We start from the raw sequence: 17,537 nt of genomic DNA, 5'->3' as shown, positions 1-17,537 counted from the left end.
AACCCGACCCGACAGCGACAGACCCGACGCAGCAGAAGGAGCAGCCGTGACCGAGAAGACCAACGTGGACCGCCCGGAGCTGGCCGTGCAGGCCGACCTGGACCGGGAGGAGTCCCTGCCCGCCCCCGCCCCCCACGAGCTGGCCATCGGGGTGGACATCGGCGGCACCGGCATCAAGGGCGGGATCGTGGACCTGCGCACCGGGGACCTGGTCTCCGAGCGCTACCGCATCGACACCCCGAAGCCGGCCACCCCGGAGACCGTCATCCCCGTCGTGGAGACGATCGTCGCCGAGCTGCAGTCCCGGGAGCTCACCGCCGAGCCGGACTCCGCGATCGGCGTCGGCTTCCCCGCGGTCATCAAGGACGGGCACACCTGGTCCGCGGCCAACGTGGATGAGTCCTGGATCGGGGCGGACCTGACCGGGCCCGTCGCCGAGGCCCTGGGACGGCCCGTCCACGCCGTCAACGACGCCGACGCGGCCGGTCTGGCCGAGGCGATCTACGGACAGGGCCGGCACCGCTCCGGCTTCCTCATGATGATCACCCTGGGCACCGGGATCGGCTCGGCGATCATCAACAACGGCCAGCTGGTGCCCAACTCGGAGCTGGGCCACCTGGAGATCGACGGGCACGACGCGGAGACCCGCGCCTCGGTGCGGGCCCGCGAGCGCGAGGACCTGTCCTGGAAGCAGTACGGCAAGCGGCTGCACCGCTACTTCTCCCACGTGCAGCGGCTGTTCTCCCCGGACGCGTTCATCATCGGCGGCGGGGTGTCCAAGAAGCCGGAGAAGTTCCTGCCGTATCTGGAGGACATCGGCACGCCCATCGAGATCGCGGTGCTGCGCAACAACGCCGGGATCGTCGGGGCGGCCCTGTGGGCGGCGGGCCAGCCCGGGGAGAAGGAGAAGCACGACCGCACCGCGGGCTGAGCGCCGCGGGGCCTGCCCGTGGGAGGTCCGCAGGCAGCGGAAGAGCCGGTACGTGACGGCTTCCCCTCCGCACGTACCGGCTCCTGATCCGAGCTTACCCCGTCGGCCGCCCGCCGCGCCAGAGCCCCGGCCAACCCGGTCAGGCGGGCGTGCCTCAGATGAGGGTCTGCTGCTGCGGGCCGTCCTCCTCGCTCCGCTCGGCTCCGCGGGTGCCGGCCGCGGGGGCTGAGTCCTCGGGTGCCGCGTCCTCGGGGGCGGTGTCCTCGGGCCCGCTTCCGGCTTCGGCCCGCAGGGAGCGGATGGCCGACTCGAAGTCGTCCAGCCCCTCGAAGGCCTGGTAGACGCTGGCGAAGCGCAGGTACGCCACGGTGTCCAGACGCTGCAGCGGCTTGAGGATCTCCAGGCCGACGTCGTTCGCGTCGATCTCCGCCAGGCCCTTGGCGCGGATGGACTCCTCGACCTCCTGGGCCAGCAGGGCCAGATCGTCCTCGCTGACCGGGCGGCCCTGGCAGGCCTTGCGCACCCCGGAGATGATCTTGGCGCGCTTGAACGGCTCGGTGGCCCCGGAGCGCTTGATGACGTTCACGGCGGTGGTCTCCAGGGTGGAGAAGCGCCGCCCGCAGGCCGCGCACTGGCGGCGCCGGCGGATCGCGGAGCCGTCATCGGCCACCCGCGAGTCCACCACGCGCGAGTCGGGGTGGCGGCAGTACGGGCAGTGCACGGCGCTACTCCCCCGCCCCGGTCGGCTCCGTCCGCACGGCCACGGCCCGGCCGTGGGCCGGCAGATCCTCGGCCTCGGCCAGGGCCCGCACGGTCGGGGCCACCGCGGCCAGAGCCTCGGCGGAGTACTCGATCAGCTGGACCACCTTCATGAAGGTGGCGGTGTTCAGGCCGCTGGCCCACCGGGCGGAGCCGCCCGTGGGCAGCACGTGGTTGGATCCTGCGGCGTAGTCCCCGAGCGGCACCGGGGAGTGCGGGCCGAGGAAGACGGCCCCGGCGTTGCGGATCCGCGCGGCCACCACCCGCGGGTCCGCGGTCTGGATCTCCAGGTGCTCGGGCGCCCAGGCGTCGGCCACCGCGACGCTGTGCTCCAGGGAGTCGGTGAGCACCACCCCGGACTGCGGGCCGGTCAGGGCCTGCGCGACCCGCTCGGCGTGCCGGGTGCGGGCGGCCTGGACCCGCACCTGCCGGGCCACGGCCTCGGCCAGCGGGGCGGAGTCGGTGATCAGCACGGAGCCTGCGTGGGGGTCGTGCTCGGCCTGGGAGATCAGATCCGCGGCCACGTACACCGGGTCCGCCGCGGCGTCGGCGATCACCGCGATCTCCGTGGTCCCGGCCTCCCCGTCCACCCCGACGACGGAGCGCAGCTGCCGCTTGGCCATCGCCACGTACACGTTGCCGGGGCCGGTGAGGATGTCCACCGGCTCCAGGGGCTGCGGCTGCTGCTCGTCCGGGCGCAGCCCGTGGGCCATCGCGGCCAGGGCCTGCGCCCCGCCGATCGCCCACACCTCCTCGATGCTCAGCAGCGCCGCGGCCGCCAGGGTGGTGGGGTGCGGCAGACCGCCGAACTCCCGCTGCGGCGGGGTGCACAGCACCACGGACTCGGCGCCGGCGGCCTGGGCGGGCACCGCGTTCATGACCACCGAGGAGGGATACACCGCCAGCCCGCCGGGCACGTACAGGCCGACCCGGCGCACCGGGGTCCACCGGTTGACCAGCCGCGCCCCCGGGGCGACCTCCAGCTCGGTGGTGGCCGGCTTCTGCGCGGCGGCGAAGGCGCGGATCCGCCCGATCGCCGTCTCCAGGGCCTCGCGCACGCCCGGGTCCAGCTCGGCCAGCGCCCGCTCGAGGGCCTCGGGCGGGACCCGCAGGCCGGACTGCTCGACGCCGTCGAAGCGCGCGGACAGCTCCCGCAGGGCGGGCGCCCCCTCGGCGCGCACCCGCCGGATGATCTGCGCGACGGACTCCTCGGCGTGGGCCAGGTACTCCCCCGACGGGCGCGGCAGCAGCCCGGCCAGGGCGGCGGGGTCCAGGTCCCGGCCGCGCAGATCCAGCACGCGCATCGCGGGGCCCTCGGTCGGGGCGGTCTCAGCAGGGATCGAAGTGCTCACCCTGGCCATTCTAGCCGCGCCCGCGCCTGACCGATCAGGAGGCCCGCTCCAGGCAGGCCGGGCCGAACAGCACCTTCAGATCCCCGAACAGCGCCGGGTTGGGGTTGACCCGAAGCCGCGGGGACAGCCGCATCAGCACGTCCTTGCCGCGGCAGGCCAGGTTGATGCGCACCTCGGCCTCGCCCCGGTGGTTCAGCAGGATGCCCTCCAGCTCCCGCAGGGTCCGCTCCGTGGCCCGGTGCTCGGGCAGGGACAGCACGATCGGGCCCTGCTGGCCCTCGGCGTCGATGTCCGGGATCTTCATCTCCTGGGCGCTGATGGTCACCGAGCCGTCGTCGCGGCGCTGCAGGCGCCCCTTGATGGTCACGATCAGGTCCTCGGCCAGCAGGCTGGCGATCGGGGCGTACACCTTCCCGAAGAACATCACCTCCATCGACCCGGTGCGGTCCTCCAGCTCGATGCGGGCGTAGGCGTTGCCCGAGGTCTTGGCGACCTTGCGCTGCACCGAGGTGATCATCCCGGCCACGGTGACGATCGCGCCGTCGGGTTTCCCGTCCTCGTCCAGCAGGGATTGGACTGAGGAGTCCGCCAGCTGGCCCAGCACCTCGTCCAGCCCCCGCAGCGGGTGGTCCGAGACGTACAGCCCGAGCATGTCGCGCTCGAAGTTCAGCTTGTCCCGCCGCTCCCACTCGGGCACGTCCGGGATCGCCACGGTCAGCTCCGCTGAGGGGTCCTCCTCCTCCATCCCGATGCCGCCGAACAGGTCGAACTGCCCGGCCGCCTCCTGGCGCTTGACGGACACGGTCGCGTCGATCGCCTCCTCGTGGATCATCGACAGGGCCCGGCGCCCGTGGCCGAGGTCGTCGAAGGCGCCCGCCTTGATCATGGAGTCCACGGTGCGCTTGTTGCACACCACCGCGGGGACCTTCTTGAGGAAGTCGTGGAAGGAGGTGAAGCGGCCCTTCTCCTGCCGGGTGTCCACCATCGCCTGGACCACGTTCGCCCCGACGTTGCGCACCGCACCCATTCCGAAGCGGATGTCCCGACCCACCGGGGTGAAGTTCAGGGCGGATTCGTTGACGTCCGGGGGCAGCACCGTGATGCCCATGCGGCGGCACTCGTTCAGGTACAGAGCCAGCTTGTCCTTGTCATCGCCCACCGAGGTCAGGAGGGCCGCCATGTACTCCTGCGGGTAGTGGGCCTTCAGGTACGCCGTCCAGTAGGAGACCAGCCCGTAGGCGGCGGTGTGGGCCTTGTTGAAGGCGTAGTCGGAGAAGGGCAGCAGGATGTCCCACAGGGCCTTGACCGCGCTCTCCGAGTACCCGTTGTCCAGCATCCCCTGGTGGAAGGTCGCGTACTGGCGGTCCAGCTCGGCCTTCTTCTTCTTGCCCATGGCCCGGCGCAGGATATCGGCCTCGCCGAGGGAGTACCCGGCGACCTTCTGGGCGATGGCCATGACCTGCTCCTGGTACACGATCAGCCCGTACGTGGTGTCCAGGATCTCCGCCAGCGGCTCGGCCAGCTCCGGGTGGATCGGGGTGACCTCCTGCTGGCCGTTCTTGCGCAGGGCGTAGTTGATGTGCGAGTTCGCGCCCATCGGGCCCGGGCGGTACAGGGCCAGGACCGCGGAGATGTGCTCGAAGTGGTCCGGCTGCATCATCTTCAGCAGCTGGCGCATCGGCCCGCCGTCGAGCTGGAAGACCCCGAGGGTGTCCCCGCGGGCCAGCAGCTCGTAGCTGGCGGCGTCGTCGATCTGCAGGGTCTCCAGATCCAGGGTCTCCTGCCGGTTCGCCTCGATGTTCTCCAGGGCGTCGGAGATGATCGTGAGGTTGCGCAGGCCCAGGAAGTCCATCTTGATCAGGCCCAGGCCCTCGCAGGTCGGGTAGTCGAACTGCGTGATGACCTGCCCGTCCTGCTCGCGGCGCATGATCGGGATGACGTCGATCAGGTCGTGGCTGGACATGATGACCCCGGCCGCGTGCACCCCCCACTGCCGCTTGAGCCCCTCCAAGCCCTGGGCGGTGTCGAAGACCTTCGCGGAATCCTCGTCGGTGGCCAGCAGCTCCCGCAGCTCCTCGGCCTCGGAGTAGCGCTTGGCGTCCTTGTCGTAGACGTCCTGCAGGGAGATGCCCTTGCCCATGATGTCCGGCGGCATCGCCTTGGTCAGCTTCTCCCCCGTGGAGAACGGGTAGCCCAGCACCCGGGAGGAGTCCTTCAGGGCCTGCTTGGCCTTGATGGTCCCGTAGGTCACGATCATCGCGACGCGGTCCTCGCCGTACTTCTCGGTGACGTAGTGGATCACCTCGGAGCGGCGCCGATCGTCGAAGTCGACGTCGAAGTCCGGCATGGACACGCGGTCCGGGTTGAGGAACCGCTCGAAGATCAGGTCGTGCTCCAGCGGGTTCAGGTCGGTGATGCGCATCGCGTAGGCGACCATCGACCCGGCACCGGAGCCTCGGCCCGGACCCACCCGGATCCCGTTGTTCTTGGCCCAGTTGATGAAGTCCGCGACCACCAGAAAGTACCCGGGGAAGCCCATCTGGATGATGATGCCCTGCTCGTACTCGGCCTGCTTGCGTACCTCGTCCGGGACCCCGTCGGGGAACCGGTAGTGCAACCCGGCCTCGACCTCCTTGATGAACCAGGACTCCTCGTTCTCCCCCGGGGGGCAGGGGAAGTCCGGCATGTAGTTCGCGGAGGTGTCGAACTCCACGTTACAGCGCTCGGCGATCTCCAGGGTGTTGTCGCAGGCCTCCGGGAAGTCCCGGAACAGCTCGCGCATCTCCGCCGGGGACTTCAGGTAGAACTCATCGGCGTCGAACTTGAAGCGCTTGGGGTCCTGCAGGGTGGAGCCGGACTGCACGCACAGCAGGGCCGCGTGGGCCTTGGCGTCCTCGGCGCGGGTGTAGTGCAGGTCGTTGGTGGCCACCAGCGGCAGGTTCAGCTCCTTGGCCAGGCGCAGCAGGTCCTGAGTCACCTGCTTCTCGATGCCCAGCCCGTGGTCCATCAGCTCGCAGTAGAAGTTCTCCGCCCCGAAGATGTCCCGGAACTCCGCGGCCGCATCCAGGGCCTCCCGGTACTGGCCCAGGCGCAGACGGGTCTGGATCTCCCCCGACGGGCAGCCGGTGGTGGCGATCAGGCCCTTGCCGTAGGTGTTCAGCAGCTCCCGGTCCATGCGCGGCTTGTACAGCTGGCCCTCCAGGGAGGCCCGGGAGGAAGCGCGGAACAGGTTGTGCATGCCCTCGGTGGTCTCGGCCAGCAGGGTCATGTGGGTGTACGCGCCGCCGCCGGAGACGTCGTCGCGCCCGCCGTCGGCGAACTTCACGCGGGTGCGGTCCTGCCGGGCGGTGCCCGGGGTCAGGTACGCCTCGACGCCGATGATCGGCTTGATCCCGGCATTGCGGGCCCGGTTCCAGAAGTCGAAGGCCCCGAAGAGGAAGCCGTGGTCGGTGGTGGCCATCGAGTCCATGCCCAGCTCGTGGGCGTGCTCGAACAGGTCGTCCAGGCGGGCGGCGCCGTCGAGCATCGAGTACTCGGTGTGCACGTGCAGGTGGGTGAAGCCCTTGGTCTTGGCCGCTGAAGTCACCGCCCTAGTTTAGGACATCCCCGCTGCGCACGGCCTCCAGGGCGAAGCTCAGATCCGCCGGGTACTCGCTGGTGAAGCGCACCCGCCGCCCCGTGCCGGGATGGTCGAAGCCCAGCCGGTGCGCGTGCAGCCACTGGCGGGTCAGGCCCAGGTCCGCGGCCAGGCGCGGATCCGCCCCGTAGGTGAGATCCCCGCAGCAGGGGTGGTTCAGGGCGGAGAAGTGCACGCGGATCTGGTGGGTGCGCCCGGTCTCCAGGTGCACCTCGGCGAGGCTCGCGGGGCCGAAGGCCTCCAGCACCTCGTAGTGGGTCACGGAGGCCCGCCCGTCCTCCACGACGGCGAAGCGCCAGGAGTGCCCGGGGTGCCGCCCGATCGGGGCGTCGATGGTCCCGCGCAGCGGGTCCGGGATGCCCTGGACGAGGGTGTGGTACACCTTCTCCACGGTGCGCTCCTTGAAGGCCCGCTTCAGCGCGGCGTAGGAGGGCTCGTTCTTGGCGACCACCATCAGCCCGGAGGTCCCCACGTCCAGCCGGTGCACGATGCCCTGGCGCTCCGGTGCCCCGCTGGTGGCGATGTTCACCCCGAGACCCGCCAGGGCCCCGACCACGGTGGGCCCGTGCCAGCCGGGGCTGGGGTGGGCGGCGACCCCGGTGGGCTTGTCCACCACGACGACGTCGGCGTCCTCGTGCACGATGGAGAACCCGTCCACGACCTGCGCGACCACGCGCGCGGCCTCCTCGGGCTCCGGCACCCGGGCGGTGATGACGGCGCCGGCCGGGACCTTCAGGGATTTGGCGGGCTTCAGCTGCCGTCCCTCGTGCCGCACGCGCACCCGGTCCTGCTCGCACCAGGCGGCCGCGGCACTGCGGGAACCACCCGATTCCCGGGCCAGCAGCGCATCCAGGCGGGCGCCGTCGTCCTCGTCGCTCACCGCGAACTCGATGGTCTGCTCAGCGCTCATGGGCGGGTCTCCTCGGGATGCTCGGCGGCGGCCCGCCCGTCATCGGCGGGCGCGAGGGTACCCGACTCCGGCGACCGGCCCTCCAGCGGGACGCCGCGCAGGGTCAGCACGGCGATGACGGCGATGGACACGCAGATGCAGGAGTCGGCGATGTTGAAGATCGCGAAGTGCGGCACGGAGATGAAGTCCACGACGTGCCCGCGCCCGAAGCCCGGCTCCCGGAAGAGCCGGTCCGTGAGGTTGCCCAGCACCCCGGCCAGCAGGCCCGCCAGGCTCAGCAGCCAGGCCGCGCTGCGAGCGCGCGGCAACAGCCGGATCACCACGACGGCGACCGCCGCCTGCACTAGGGTGAACACCCAGGTCACGGACTCCCCCAGGGAGAACGCGGCCCCGGGGTTGCGCAGGAAGCGCCACCACAGCAGATCGGGGATCACGGTGATCCGCTGGCCCTCGACCATGTGGGCGACGACCCACGCCTTGCTGGCCTGGTCCGCCGCGTAGAGCAGGGCGCTCAGGACCACGGCGGAGACGACGAGGCCGACCCGCGCACGGGTCGGCCTCGCGGTGCTGCGGGAGCTCACGCGGCGTCGGGCTCCAGCCCGGCGGTGTTCTCCAGCTCGGTGAGCCGGGACTCCAGGTGCTCGCGCAGGCGGGCCCGGTAGCTGGCCTCGAAGGCGCGCAGCGCCTCGACGTCGGACTCCAGGGCGGCCTTGTTGGTCTCCAGGTTCTCCATGACCTCCTTGCGCTGGGCCTCGGCCTCGGCGACGAGGGTCTCGGCCTGCAGCTGGCCCTCGGAGATCAGGCGGGCCCGCTCGGAGCGGCCCTCGGAGACGTACTCGTCGTGCAGGCGCTGGGCCATCGCGATCACCGCGGCAGCCGACTCGGCGGACTCGGTGGACCCGGCCGGGGCGGCGGACTGCGGGGTCGCGGGGGCGGAGTCGGCGGCGGACTCGGCCGGGGCGGGGGCCTCCACGGTCTCGGCTTCCTCGACGACGTCGGCGTCCGCGGGCAGCTCGGCGGCGGCGTCCTCGGCGGGGGCGTCACCGGCGGGGGTGAGGTCCTGCTCGGCCGGGGCGCTCACGGTCTGGTCCTCGGTGGGCTGGGACAGGGCGGCCACGGAGCTGGCGCCCTCGCCAGCCCCGGACTCCTCAGCGGCATCCGAGGCCTGCCCGGCGGTGCCGGTCTGGGCGGCGCCCTCGGCGGTCGGGTCGGGGATGCCGTGCTCGGACAGCGCCTGGCGCAGCGTCCGGTTCTCCTCGTTCAGCCGCTTCAGCTCGGCCACGACGTCGTCCAGGAAGAGATCGACTTCCTGCTGGTCGTAGCCCTCGCGGAACTTGGTGGGCTGGAAGGTCTTCTCGACGACCTCTTCCGGGGTCAGTGCCATGAAAGTCACCTCGTGTCTGTGCGCCTGCTGCGTCGGTCGGCGCTGCGTCGGACGGTTGTTCACCCCTCATCCTAGTGGGTGGGGCTGGGCGCAGGCTCCAGGCCCCGGTCAGACCCGGGACAGCGCCGCGCCCAGCAGGCTCATGACCACGGAGTTGAGCAGGCTCAGCACCAGCAGCAGCACCAGGAAGCCCATGTCCAGGGACACTCCGCCCAGCCGCAGCGGCGGGATGATCCGGCGCATCAGCCGCATCCCCGGCTCCGTGGCCCGCCGGATGCCGATCGCGGCGACCAGCACGACGCCGCGGGGGCGCCAGCGCGGGGCGAAGCCGTCCACCCAATCCAGGATCAGGCGCAGCATCAGCAGCAGCATGGCCAGGTACAGGGCGAAGTGGATCAGCGCCAGAACCGTGATCACAGGTCTCCTCGGGGTCGAAGCTCAGGGGCGGGGCCCGGGCGGGACGGGCTCAGCGCTGGTCGAAGGGGTCGTGCTGGGCGACGTCGTCCTCGGGTGCGTGCTGCTCGCGCTGCTCCTCCTGCGGAGCGAGGACCTCCAGGGTCGCCGGGGTCAGCAGGAACACCTGCTCGGTGACCCGCTCGATGCTGCCGTTCAGGGCGAAGGTCAGCCCCGAGGAGAAGTCCACCAGCCGCTTGGCCTCCGTGACGTCCATGTCGGTGACGTTCATGATCACGGGGATGCCCTCGCGGAAGGACTCGCCGATGACCTTGGCGTCGTTGTAGGAGCGCGGGTGGATGGTGGTGATGCGTCGCAATTCGTTGTCGCTTTCGATCGGGGCCGGGATTCGGCGCTCGGGGGCGGCCTCCTGGGCGGAGGCGGCGGGCTGCACGGCCGAGCGCGAGCGCGGCTCGCGCTCGGCGCGGCGGGATTCCAGGGCCGCCGGGCGCCGCCCGGCGGCGTGGGAGCCGCGGGGGGTCTCGGTCTGGTCCTGCTCCTGGGCCGAGGAGCGGGCGGGGGTCCGGGTGATCACCGGATGCGCCTCGGTGCTGGGCTCCGGTTCGATGACCTCGCCCTCCACGCGCTCACCGCGCGGGGTGCGCGCCGGGGCCTGCTCCGCGGAGCCGCGGCGGGATCCCGTCTGCTCCCCCGACTGCTCGTAGCCGTCGTCGGCCAGTCCCAGAAAGACCATGGCCTGGCGCAGTGTTCCCGCCATCTGAACTCCTCGAAGATTCGCTGCTGTGCTGTTTCGGTGATGTCGGACGGCCGGGGGCCTCAGCCCCGGGGACGAGGCCCCATGATGGCCGAGCCCACGCGCACCCGGGTCGAGCCCCATCGTATCGCGTCGGCCAGGTCCGCGCTCATCCCCGCGGAGATCTCCACCGCCTCCGGGTGCTCCCGGCGCAGTGCGGCGCTGAGCTCGCGCAGCCGGGCGAAGGCCGCCGCCGGATCCTCCGCCTGCGGGGCCACCGCCATCAGCCCGGCCAGGCGCAGGCCGGGGGTGGCGGCGACGGCCTCGGCCAGCTGGGCCACCTCCGTCGGGTCGGCCCCGCCGCGGGCCCCGCTGGCGGCCTGCCCCGGGGCGGAGGCCGCGCTGAGACCCACCTGGATGAAGCACTCCAGGCCGCCGTCGGCATACGCCGCCGGGGCCGGGCCCTCCTCGGCCTCCCAGCGGGAGACCGCCAGCGACCAGGCCCGACCCAGGGCCTGGACGAGTCCGGGCCGATCCACCGAGTGCACCGACCCGGCCCAGCGCACCGCCGACTTCGCCTTGTTGGTCTGCAGCTGTCCGATGTGCTCCCAGCGCAGGCCCGAACCGGTCAGCGGAGCCAGCTCGGCGGCCTTGCGGGAGGCCTCCTGCTCGCGGTTCTCCCCCACGGCCCGCACGCCCGCCTCCCACAGGGCGGCGACGTCGGCGGCCGGGAAGAACTTGGTGACCGGCAGCAGCCGCACCGGCTGCCCGGGATCCCGCACATCGGCCGGGGTCTGGGCGGCCAGGGACTGCACGGTCTCGCTCACCTGCCGCAGGCGCTGCGCCAGCTCCTCGGCGCGCCGGGGATCCGGGTGCGGCGGCCTCCCCCGCTCCTGCTGTTCTCGAGGCTGGGTCGGGTGCTCCTGACTCATCTGCGGTGTCCTCCTCGCTGCTGCTCGTGATCGTCTCGGTGCGGTGCGGGGTCCTCGTCGTCGGGCCGGGGCTGGGCTTGGGGCTTGGTCCGGGCTGGTGGTTCGGACGGGGGCTGGGGCACCAGGATCGCGGCCAGGCGCCCCTCGCCCGGGGCGCGCCGGTGGGAGAACTGGCCCGGATCCTCCAGCGTGCAGGCGGACAGCTCCGCGGAGACCTCCAGGCGCAGGCCGAGCCGCTCGGCGGTGGCTGTCAGCTGGGTCCGGGCCGCTCCCGGCAGGTCCAGGGAGGCGGTGCCCCACGAGGTCCGCGCGGCGATCCCAGGCAGGATCGCCTCGGCCTCGGCCGCCAGGGACTCGGGGACCTCGTAGCAGGAGCCGCACACCCCGGGCCCGATCCAGGCCCGGATCCGCCCGGCTCCGGCCGCGGCCAGCACCTCGAGCACCCGAGGCAGGATCCCGTCCAGCAGTCCCCGCCGCCCGGCGTGGGCCACGGCCGCCAGGCTCGGGTCCTCGGTCGCGAACAGCACGGGCAGGCAGTCGGCGGTCAGCACCGCCAGCGGGCGCCCCGTGCGGGTCAGGGCGGCGTCGGCGACCGGCGCCAGCTCCCGCTCCCGGGCCGGCGCACTCCGGGCCGGGATGGTCGGGGCCTCATCGGCGTCCGCCACGGCCGTGCCGTGCACCTGCTCGAGGAAGAGCAGCCGCCCGGCGGCCACCCCCAGGTCCCGCTCCATCCGGCGTCGTCGGGCCTGGGCGGCCGCGGGATCGGGACCGGCGTGCAGGGCGAGGTTGCCGTCGCCGCGATCGGTGACGGCCAGCCTCGGGCCGTCGGGCTCGGTGAGGATGCGCATGGGACCTGCTTCATCGGAGACGTCAGGGGTGCTTCGCGGGCGGCGCCCGGCCCCCGGGTCGCGTCTGCCCCGCGGGGAGCACCGGGGCCCGGGTGCGCCGATTCCCCGGTCCCGACGCGGGAGACCGGGGAATCGCGGCGCCGTGCGGGGCGCTCACCCGTGCGGCGAGGAACCGCGGGTCAGGTCACTTCACTTCAGGAAGTCGGGCACATCCAGGGAGTCCTTGCGGGCCGAGCCGCGCCCGGTCTCCTCCTCGGTCGGGGGCAGATCGACGTCGAACCCGGCGTTGGCCGGAACGTCGTCGTCAGCACCCCACTGGCTCGAGGAGCCGCCCGAGTAGGACGGCGCGCCGCCGGCGTAGGAGCCGCCGCGCTGCGGGTTGGAGGCCACCCGGACCGGCTGGGAGGCGGAGCCGCCGAAGGCCTGCTGGGTGCGCTGGGCCTGGTTGGCCGCGGCGTTGGTGGAGTTGGAGTTGGTCTCCGGGTTCAGGGAGTCGAAGCCCGCGGCGATCACGGTGACCCGTGCCTCATCGCCCAGGGCGTCGTCGATCACGGCGCCGAAGATGATGTTGGCGTCCGGGTGGGCGACCTCCTGGACCAGGCGGGCGGCCTCGTTGATCTCGAACAGGCCGAGGTCGGAACCTCCCTGGATGGACAGCAGCACGCCGTGGGCGCCGTCGATGGAGGCCTCCAGCAGCGGGGACGCGATGGCCAGCTCCGCCGCCTTGACCGCGCGGTCCTCGCCCTGGGCGGAGCCGATGCCCATCAGCGCCGAACCCGCGCCCTGCATCACGGACTTCACGTCGGCGAAGTCCAGATTGATCAGGCCCGGGGTGGTGATCAGGTCGGTGATGCCCTGCACGCCGGAGAGCAACACCTGGTCGGCGGACTTGAAGGCGTCCAGCATGGACACGTTGCGGTCGGAGATGGACAGCAGGCGGTCGTTCGGGATGACGATGAGGGTGTCCACCTCGTCGCGCAGGGCCTCGATGCCGGTCTCGGCCTGGTTGGAGCGGCGGCGACCCTCGAAGGTGAACGGGCGGGTGACCACGCCGATGGTCAGGGCCCCCAGGGAGCGGGCGATGCGCGCGACGACCGGGGCGCCGCCGGTTCCGGTGCCGCCACCCTCACCGGCGGTCACGAAGACCATGTCGGCCCCCTTGAGGACCTCCTCGATCTCCTCCTCGTGGTCCTCGGCCGCCTGGCGCCCGACCTCGGGGTTGGCCCCGGCGCCCAGCCCGCGGGTCATCTCCCGACCGACGTCGAGCTTGACGTCCGCATCGGACATCAGCAGCGCCTGGGCGTCGGTGTTGATCGCGATGAACTCGACGCCGCGCAGGCCGACCTCGATCATGCGGTTCACGGCGTTCACGCCGCCGCCGCCGATGCCGACGACCTTGATGACGGCCAGGTAGTTCTGGGGGGTGGTGATGTCCATGTGATCCTCGTTCGCAGTGATGGCCGCCGCCGATCCCTATCCTGAAACCCTCGATCGAAGGTTCAGACGATTGCGTCGTTCGGCGTCGACGGCCGGTTCCTATACGGCATCCAGACTACCAACCGCACGCGGCGGTGTCGCTCCCGCGGGCCGATCGAGGGCCGGGAATTCCCGCAGAGTGCGGGCCTCGCCGCCGCCCCGACCCACCTCGTGCATGGACCTCGAGTGCAGGTTGAATGGTTGCCGGGGTCACTCGGTGACCGGGTGATCCGGGCTGGAGACGTCGTAGGTCGAGACCCCGTCCCCTCCGACGGCCTGGATCAGGGCGCGCAGCACCTGCGCCTTCTGCTCGGAGTCATCGGCCGTGCCCCAGAGCACCGTGGAGCCGTCCTTCATCTCCAGGCGGATGTCCGTGTCCGACTGCGCCTTCGCCGCGGTCATCTGCTGCAGCAGGGACTGCGGCAGGGCCTGCAGCACCCGCACCACGTCCCGGAAGGAATCCTGTGTGACCGCCTGGCGCCCGCCGTCGATCAGCGGGACCTTGGCCTGCTCCACCGAATCCGCGGCCCCCACGGCGGTGCCGTCCCGGTCCACCAGGATGTAGCGGTCCCCGTCCTTCACGGCGGCCACCGGCACCCGCTCCTGCAGGGTCACCACGAGCTCGTGGGGCGGGTGGGCCTCGATCGAGACGTCCCGGATCACGACATCCTGGCCGATCAGGTCCCGGACCTGCTGCTGGGTGACCCGCGGCAGCGGCGTGCCCTCCAGCGGTTCCAGCTTCCGGGCCACCTCGGCGCGATCCGCGGCCCCCGTGCCCTCCACCGTGATGGTGCGCACCGCCAGCAGCGGCGAGGCGAAGACCACCCCGAGGAACACCGCGGCCACGACCACCAGCGTCAGCAGGCCGGCCCCGATGCGTCCCAGCCGGGTGCGCGGCACGAGGCGGCGCAGCCGGCTCGTGCGCCGAGCGCCCCGGGATCCCTCCGTGCGGCGTCGCGAGGTCAGTGCGATGACGCTCGCCCCGTTCCCGGCGGCGCCGTCCGCCCCGTCCTCGCCCGGATGCGAGCCCCCGGGCTCCCCCGGACCCGCCGCGGCGGGCCGGTCCGCGGAGCCGGGGCGGCGCAGCGGACGCACGACGTCGCGCTCGTCCGGTGCGCCCTCGTCCCCTGTGCGCCCGTCCTCATCTCGCTCGGGCGCGCCCGGTGCGTCGGAGCCGGCGTGGGCGGGTTCGACGCTGACCGCCGCCGGATTGCTCGCGCGCACCGGGATCGCTCCCGTGGCGGCCTCCGGCTCGCGGCGCACGGCCTCCAGCGAGCGCCGGGCGGCCTGCGCCGGGGATTCCTCGCTGCGTCGGGAGTTCTCCCGGGCGCGCCGGGCCAGGCGCTGGCGCGCCTCGACGGGCGCGCCCTCCGGTTCCTGGGTCGCTTCGTCGGGCTCCTCCGGTTCCCGCTCGGCGGCCGCCGGGGCCCCCTCCGGGGCGTGTTCGTGGGCGGAGCGGGGCAGGCGGGGGCGGCGTCGGGCGCTCACCGGGCGGACTCCGCCGGGTCCTGGGCGGCATCTCCGGGGGCGCGCCGCTCGTCCTCGGCGAGGGCCTCGAGCACGAAGGCGCCGTAGGTCGTGACGTCCCCGGCCCCGATGGTCAGCACGATGTCCCCGGCCGCGGCGGAGGAGGCGATGCGCGTGGCGGCCTCCCGCCCGGAGGCCGCATAGCGGACCTCGCTGAACCCGGCATCGGTGATCAGGTGGCTGGAGACCCCCTCGATCGGCTCCTCCCGGGCGGGGAACACATCCACGACGAAGGCCCGGTCGGCCAGGGACAGCGCCTCGGCGAACTCCCGGGCGAAGGCCCGGGTGCGGGAGAACAGGTGGGGCTGGAAGATCGCGTACACCGTACCGCCGGCGGCCACGGTGCGCGCGGCCTGCAGGGCGGCGGCCACCTCGGTGGGGTGGTGGGCGTAGTCGTCGAAGACGGTGACCCCGCGGGCCTGCCCCCGACGCTCGAAGCGGCGCGCCGATCCCGTGAACTCGGACAGCCCCCGAGCCGCGGCCTGCGGATCCACGCCGACCAGCAGGGCGCAGGCCATGGCCGCGGCGGCGTTGCGCAGGTTGTGCGTGCCGGGCACGGCCAGGTGCAGCGTGACGCCGCCCCGGGCACCCCCCGCGGCCTCGGGCAGCTGCCAGGCCAGGCGCGCCGAGCTGGCGGTGCCCTCCCCCGTGATGTCCTCGATGCGCAGGTCCGCGGCGGCGTCGGTGCCGTAGGTCAGCACCCGGGCCCCGGCCCGGCGTCGGGCCCGGGCCAGCTGCGCGGCGCCGTCGTCATCCGCGCAGATCACCAGCACCCCGTCCTGCCCGAGGGTCTCGGCGAAGCGCTCGAAGGCCAGGTGCACCGCGGCGGGGGTGCCGTAGAAGTCCAGGTGGTCCGGTTCCACGTTGGTGACCACCGCGATCGACGGCGCGTACTTCAGGAAGGAGCCGTCGGATTCGTCCGCCTCGGCGACGAACCAGGCGTCGTCGTCGGTGCGGCCCAGCCGGGCGTTGGTACCCAGGGCGGCGATGCGCGCACCCACGGCGAAGGACGGGTCCGCACCGGCGGCGTCGAGCATCACGGCGATCATCGAGCTGGTCGTGGTCTTGCCGTGGGTCCCGGCCACCGCGATCGTGCGCTGGACGCCCATGGCCGCGGCCAGGGCATCCGAGCGGTGCAGGACCCGCAGCCCCCGGGCCCGGGCCGCGGCCAGCTCGGGGTTGGACTCGCGGATGGCCGTGGAGATCACGACGGTGTCGGCCTGCTCGATGTTCTCCGCGGCCTGGGGCACGAAGACCCGCGCGCCCTTCTCCCGCAGCGCATCCAGCACGGGGCCGTCCTTGGTGTCCGAGCCCGACACGCTCAGCCCGTGCTCCAGCAGCAGCTCGGCCACCGCGGACATACCCGTGCCACCGATGCCGATGAAGTGCACCCGGCCCAGCCCGGACAGCTGCGGGCGCGGGGGGAACGGCGGGTTCATGGACTCCGGCAGCCGGGCCTGCTCGGCGGTGGGCTCGGGGGTGCTCATCGGCTCTGCTCCTTCGGGTTCTGCGACGACTCGGCGGCCTCCAGCACGAGGCGGGCCATCTGCTCGGCGGCATCGCGCACCCCGAGGCGGCTCGCGGCGCGGCTCATCCGCTCCAGGCGCTCGGGGTCCTGGGCCAGCGGCAGGACGTGGTCCAGGAACCAGCCGGGGGTGAACTGCGCGTCCGGGACGAGCAGGGCGGCGTCGGCGGCCACGAGGGATTCGGCGTTCAGGGCCTGCTCCCCATTGCCGATGGGCAGGGGGACGAAGACCGAGGGGCAGCCCACGGCCGCGGCCTCGCTGACGGTCGCCGCTCCCGCCCGGGCCACCAGCAGGTCCGCGGCGGCGTAGGCCCGGTGCATCCCGTCGACGAATTCGACCTGGTGGTAGCGGGGGGCCTGCACCGGCTGGCCCTGATCGTCCAGCAGCTGCTTGCCGCGCCCGGTGATGTGCAGCAGCTGCACCCCGGCCTGGCGCCAGGCGGGGGTCTGCAGGACCGCCCGCACCGTGCGATTCATCGCCGCGGCCCCCAGGGACCCGCCGGTCAGCACGATCGTGGGCAGCTCCTCCCGCAGGCCGAGGTCCCGGCGGGCCGCGGCGCGCTCTGCGGCGCGATCCATGGCGGCCACCGGCCCGCGCAGCGGCATCCCGACGGTGCGGGCCCGGGCCCCGCGCAGCGGCGTATCCGGGAAGGCCGCGGCCACGACGGCGGCCCGGCGCGCCCCGACGCGGTTGGCCAGGCCCGGGCGGCGGTTGGCCTCGTGGATCACCACGGGGATCCCCTCGCGGGCGGCGGCCAGGTACATCGGGGTGCACACGTAGCCGCCGACCCCCAGGACGACGTCGGCCTCGTGCCGGCGCAGGATCCGGCGGGCCTGGCCGACCGCCCGGGAGAATCGCAGCGGCAGGCGCAGCAGATCCGCCGACGGCCGGCGCGGCATCGGGACCCGGTCGATGAACTCCAGATCGTATCCGGCCTCGGGCACGAGCCGGGCCTCCATGCGATCCGCCGTGCCCACCGCGGTGATCCGCGCCTGGGGCCGGAGCCGTCGCACGGCGTCGGCCACGGCGAGCATCGGGGTGATGTGTCCCGCGGTGCCTCCCCCGGCGACGATGACGGACGGTGAAGGATTCAACTGCGGCTCCCCGG

15 protein-coding genes are annotated in these 17,537 nt (G+C 73.0%); 1 reads left to right on the top strand and 14 read right to left on the bottom strand.

Going from position 1 to position 17,537, the window contains the following annotated elements:
• Positions 1-139 precede the first annotated feature (139 nt).
• Complete coding sequence (gene ppgK, locus I6G21_RS08030) at positions 140-931, top strand: polyphosphate--glucose phosphotransferase (RefSeq protein WP_129358150.1); 792 nt, start codon at positions 140-142, stop codon at positions 929-931.
• Positions 932-1,085: 154 nt separating this feature from the next.
• Here the strand turns inward: ppgK and nrdR are convergent, their stop codons facing one another.
• The 14 genes from nrdR to murG all read right to left on the bottom strand — a co-directional run bounded on the left by nrdR (position 1,086) and on the right by murG (position 17,523).
• Entirely contained in the window at positions 1,086-1,652 is a 567-nt protein-coding gene (gene nrdR, locus I6G21_RS08025) for a transcriptional regulator NrdR (protein WP_081046340.1), read from the bottom strand.
• A 4-nt stretch (positions 1,653-1,656) separates the two neighbouring features.
• On the bottom strand, positions 1,657-2,994 hold the full coding sequence (hisD, locus tag I6G21_RS08020) for a histidinol dehydrogenase (protein WP_408015189.1): 1,338 nt from the start codon (positions 2,992-2,994) through the stop codon (positions 1,657-1,659).
• Positions 2,995-3,076: 82 nt separating this feature from the next.
• Positions 3,077-6,568, bottom strand: coding sequence for a DNA polymerase III subunit alpha (gene dnaE / locus I6G21_RS08015; protein ID WP_061225873.1), 3,492 nt, complete (start codon positions 6,566-6,568; stop codon positions 3,077-3,079).
• A 64-nt stretch (positions 6,569-6,632) separates the two neighbouring features.
• Positions 6,633-7,589, bottom strand: coding sequence for an RluA family pseudouridine synthase (locus I6G21_RS08010; protein WP_061225867.1), 957 nt, complete (start codon positions 7,587-7,589; stop codon positions 6,633-6,635).
• Entirely contained in the window at positions 7,586-8,170 is a 585-nt protein-coding gene (lspA, locus tag I6G21_RS08005) for a signal peptidase II (protein WP_129358120.1), read from the bottom strand. Before lspA ends, I6G21_RS08010 begins: the two co-directional genes overlap by 4 nt.
• Complete coding sequence (locus I6G21_RS10820; RefSeq protein ID WP_129358121.1) at positions 8,167-8,973, bottom strand: DivIVA domain-containing protein; 807 nt, start codon at positions 8,971-8,973, stop codon at positions 8,167-8,169. Before I6G21_RS10820 ends, lspA begins: the two co-directional genes overlap by 4 nt.
• Before the next feature lie 108 nt (positions 8,974-9,081).
• A complete protein-coding gene (locus I6G21_RS07995) occupies positions 9,082-9,390 on the bottom strand; it encodes a YggT family protein (RefSeq protein WP_099049765.1) in 309 nt (102 codons plus the stop codon).
• 49 nt (positions 9,391-9,439) lie between these two features.
• The gene (locus I6G21_RS07990; RefSeq protein ID WP_129358122.1) at positions 9,440-10,144 is read right to left on the bottom strand and encodes a cell division protein SepF; all 705 of its coding nucleotides are present in this window, start codon (positions 10,142-10,144) and stop codon (positions 9,440-9,442) included.
• Positions 10,145-10,203: 59 nt separating this feature from the next.
• On the bottom strand, positions 10,204-11,052 hold the full coding sequence (locus I6G21_RS07985) for a YggS family pyridoxal phosphate enzyme (RefSeq protein WP_129358123.1): 849 nt from the start codon (positions 11,050-11,052) through the stop codon (positions 10,204-10,206).
• A complete protein-coding gene (locus I6G21_RS07980; RefSeq protein WP_081101688.1) occupies positions 11,049-11,900 on the bottom strand; it encodes a polyphenol oxidase family protein in 852 nt (283 codons plus the stop codon). Before I6G21_RS07980 ends, I6G21_RS07985 begins: the two co-directional genes overlap by 4 nt.
• 189 nt (positions 11,901-12,089) lie before the next feature.
• On the bottom strand, positions 12,090-13,337 hold the full coding sequence (ftsZ, locus tag I6G21_RS07975; RefSeq protein ID WP_058730728.1) for a cell division protein FtsZ: 1,248 nt from the start codon (positions 13,335-13,337) through the stop codon (positions 12,090-12,092).
• A gap of 249 nt (positions 13,338-13,586) precedes the next feature.
• A complete protein-coding gene (locus I6G21_RS07970) occupies positions 13,587-14,864 on the bottom strand; it encodes a cell division protein FtsQ/DivIB (protein ID WP_061225869.1) in 1,278 nt (425 codons plus the stop codon).
• Entirely contained in the window at positions 14,861-16,390 is a 1,530-nt protein-coding gene (gene murC, locus I6G21_RS07965) for a UDP-N-acetylmuramate--L-alanine ligase (RefSeq protein WP_232238433.1), read from the bottom strand. The genes I6G21_RS07970 and murC overlap by 4 nt, the downstream gene beginning before the upstream one ends.
• Positions 16,387-17,523 (bottom strand): undecaprenyldiphospho-muramoylpentapeptide beta-N-acetylglucosaminyltransferase, encoded by a 1,137-nt coding sequence (murG, locus tag I6G21_RS07960; RefSeq protein WP_129358124.1) that lies wholly within the window; start codon positions 17,521-17,523, stop codon positions 16,387-16,389. The genes murC and murG overlap by 4 nt, the downstream gene beginning before the upstream one ends.
• Between the last annotated feature and the right edge of the window lie 14 nt (positions 17,524-17,537).

It is taken from the genome of Rothia kristinae (assembly GCF_016028855.1).
Taxonomy (GTDB): domain Bacteria; phylum Actinomycetota; class Actinomycetes; order Actinomycetales; family Micrococcaceae; genus Rothia; species Rothia kristinae.
This window is presented reverse-complemented; position numbering and strand designations above follow the sequence as displayed.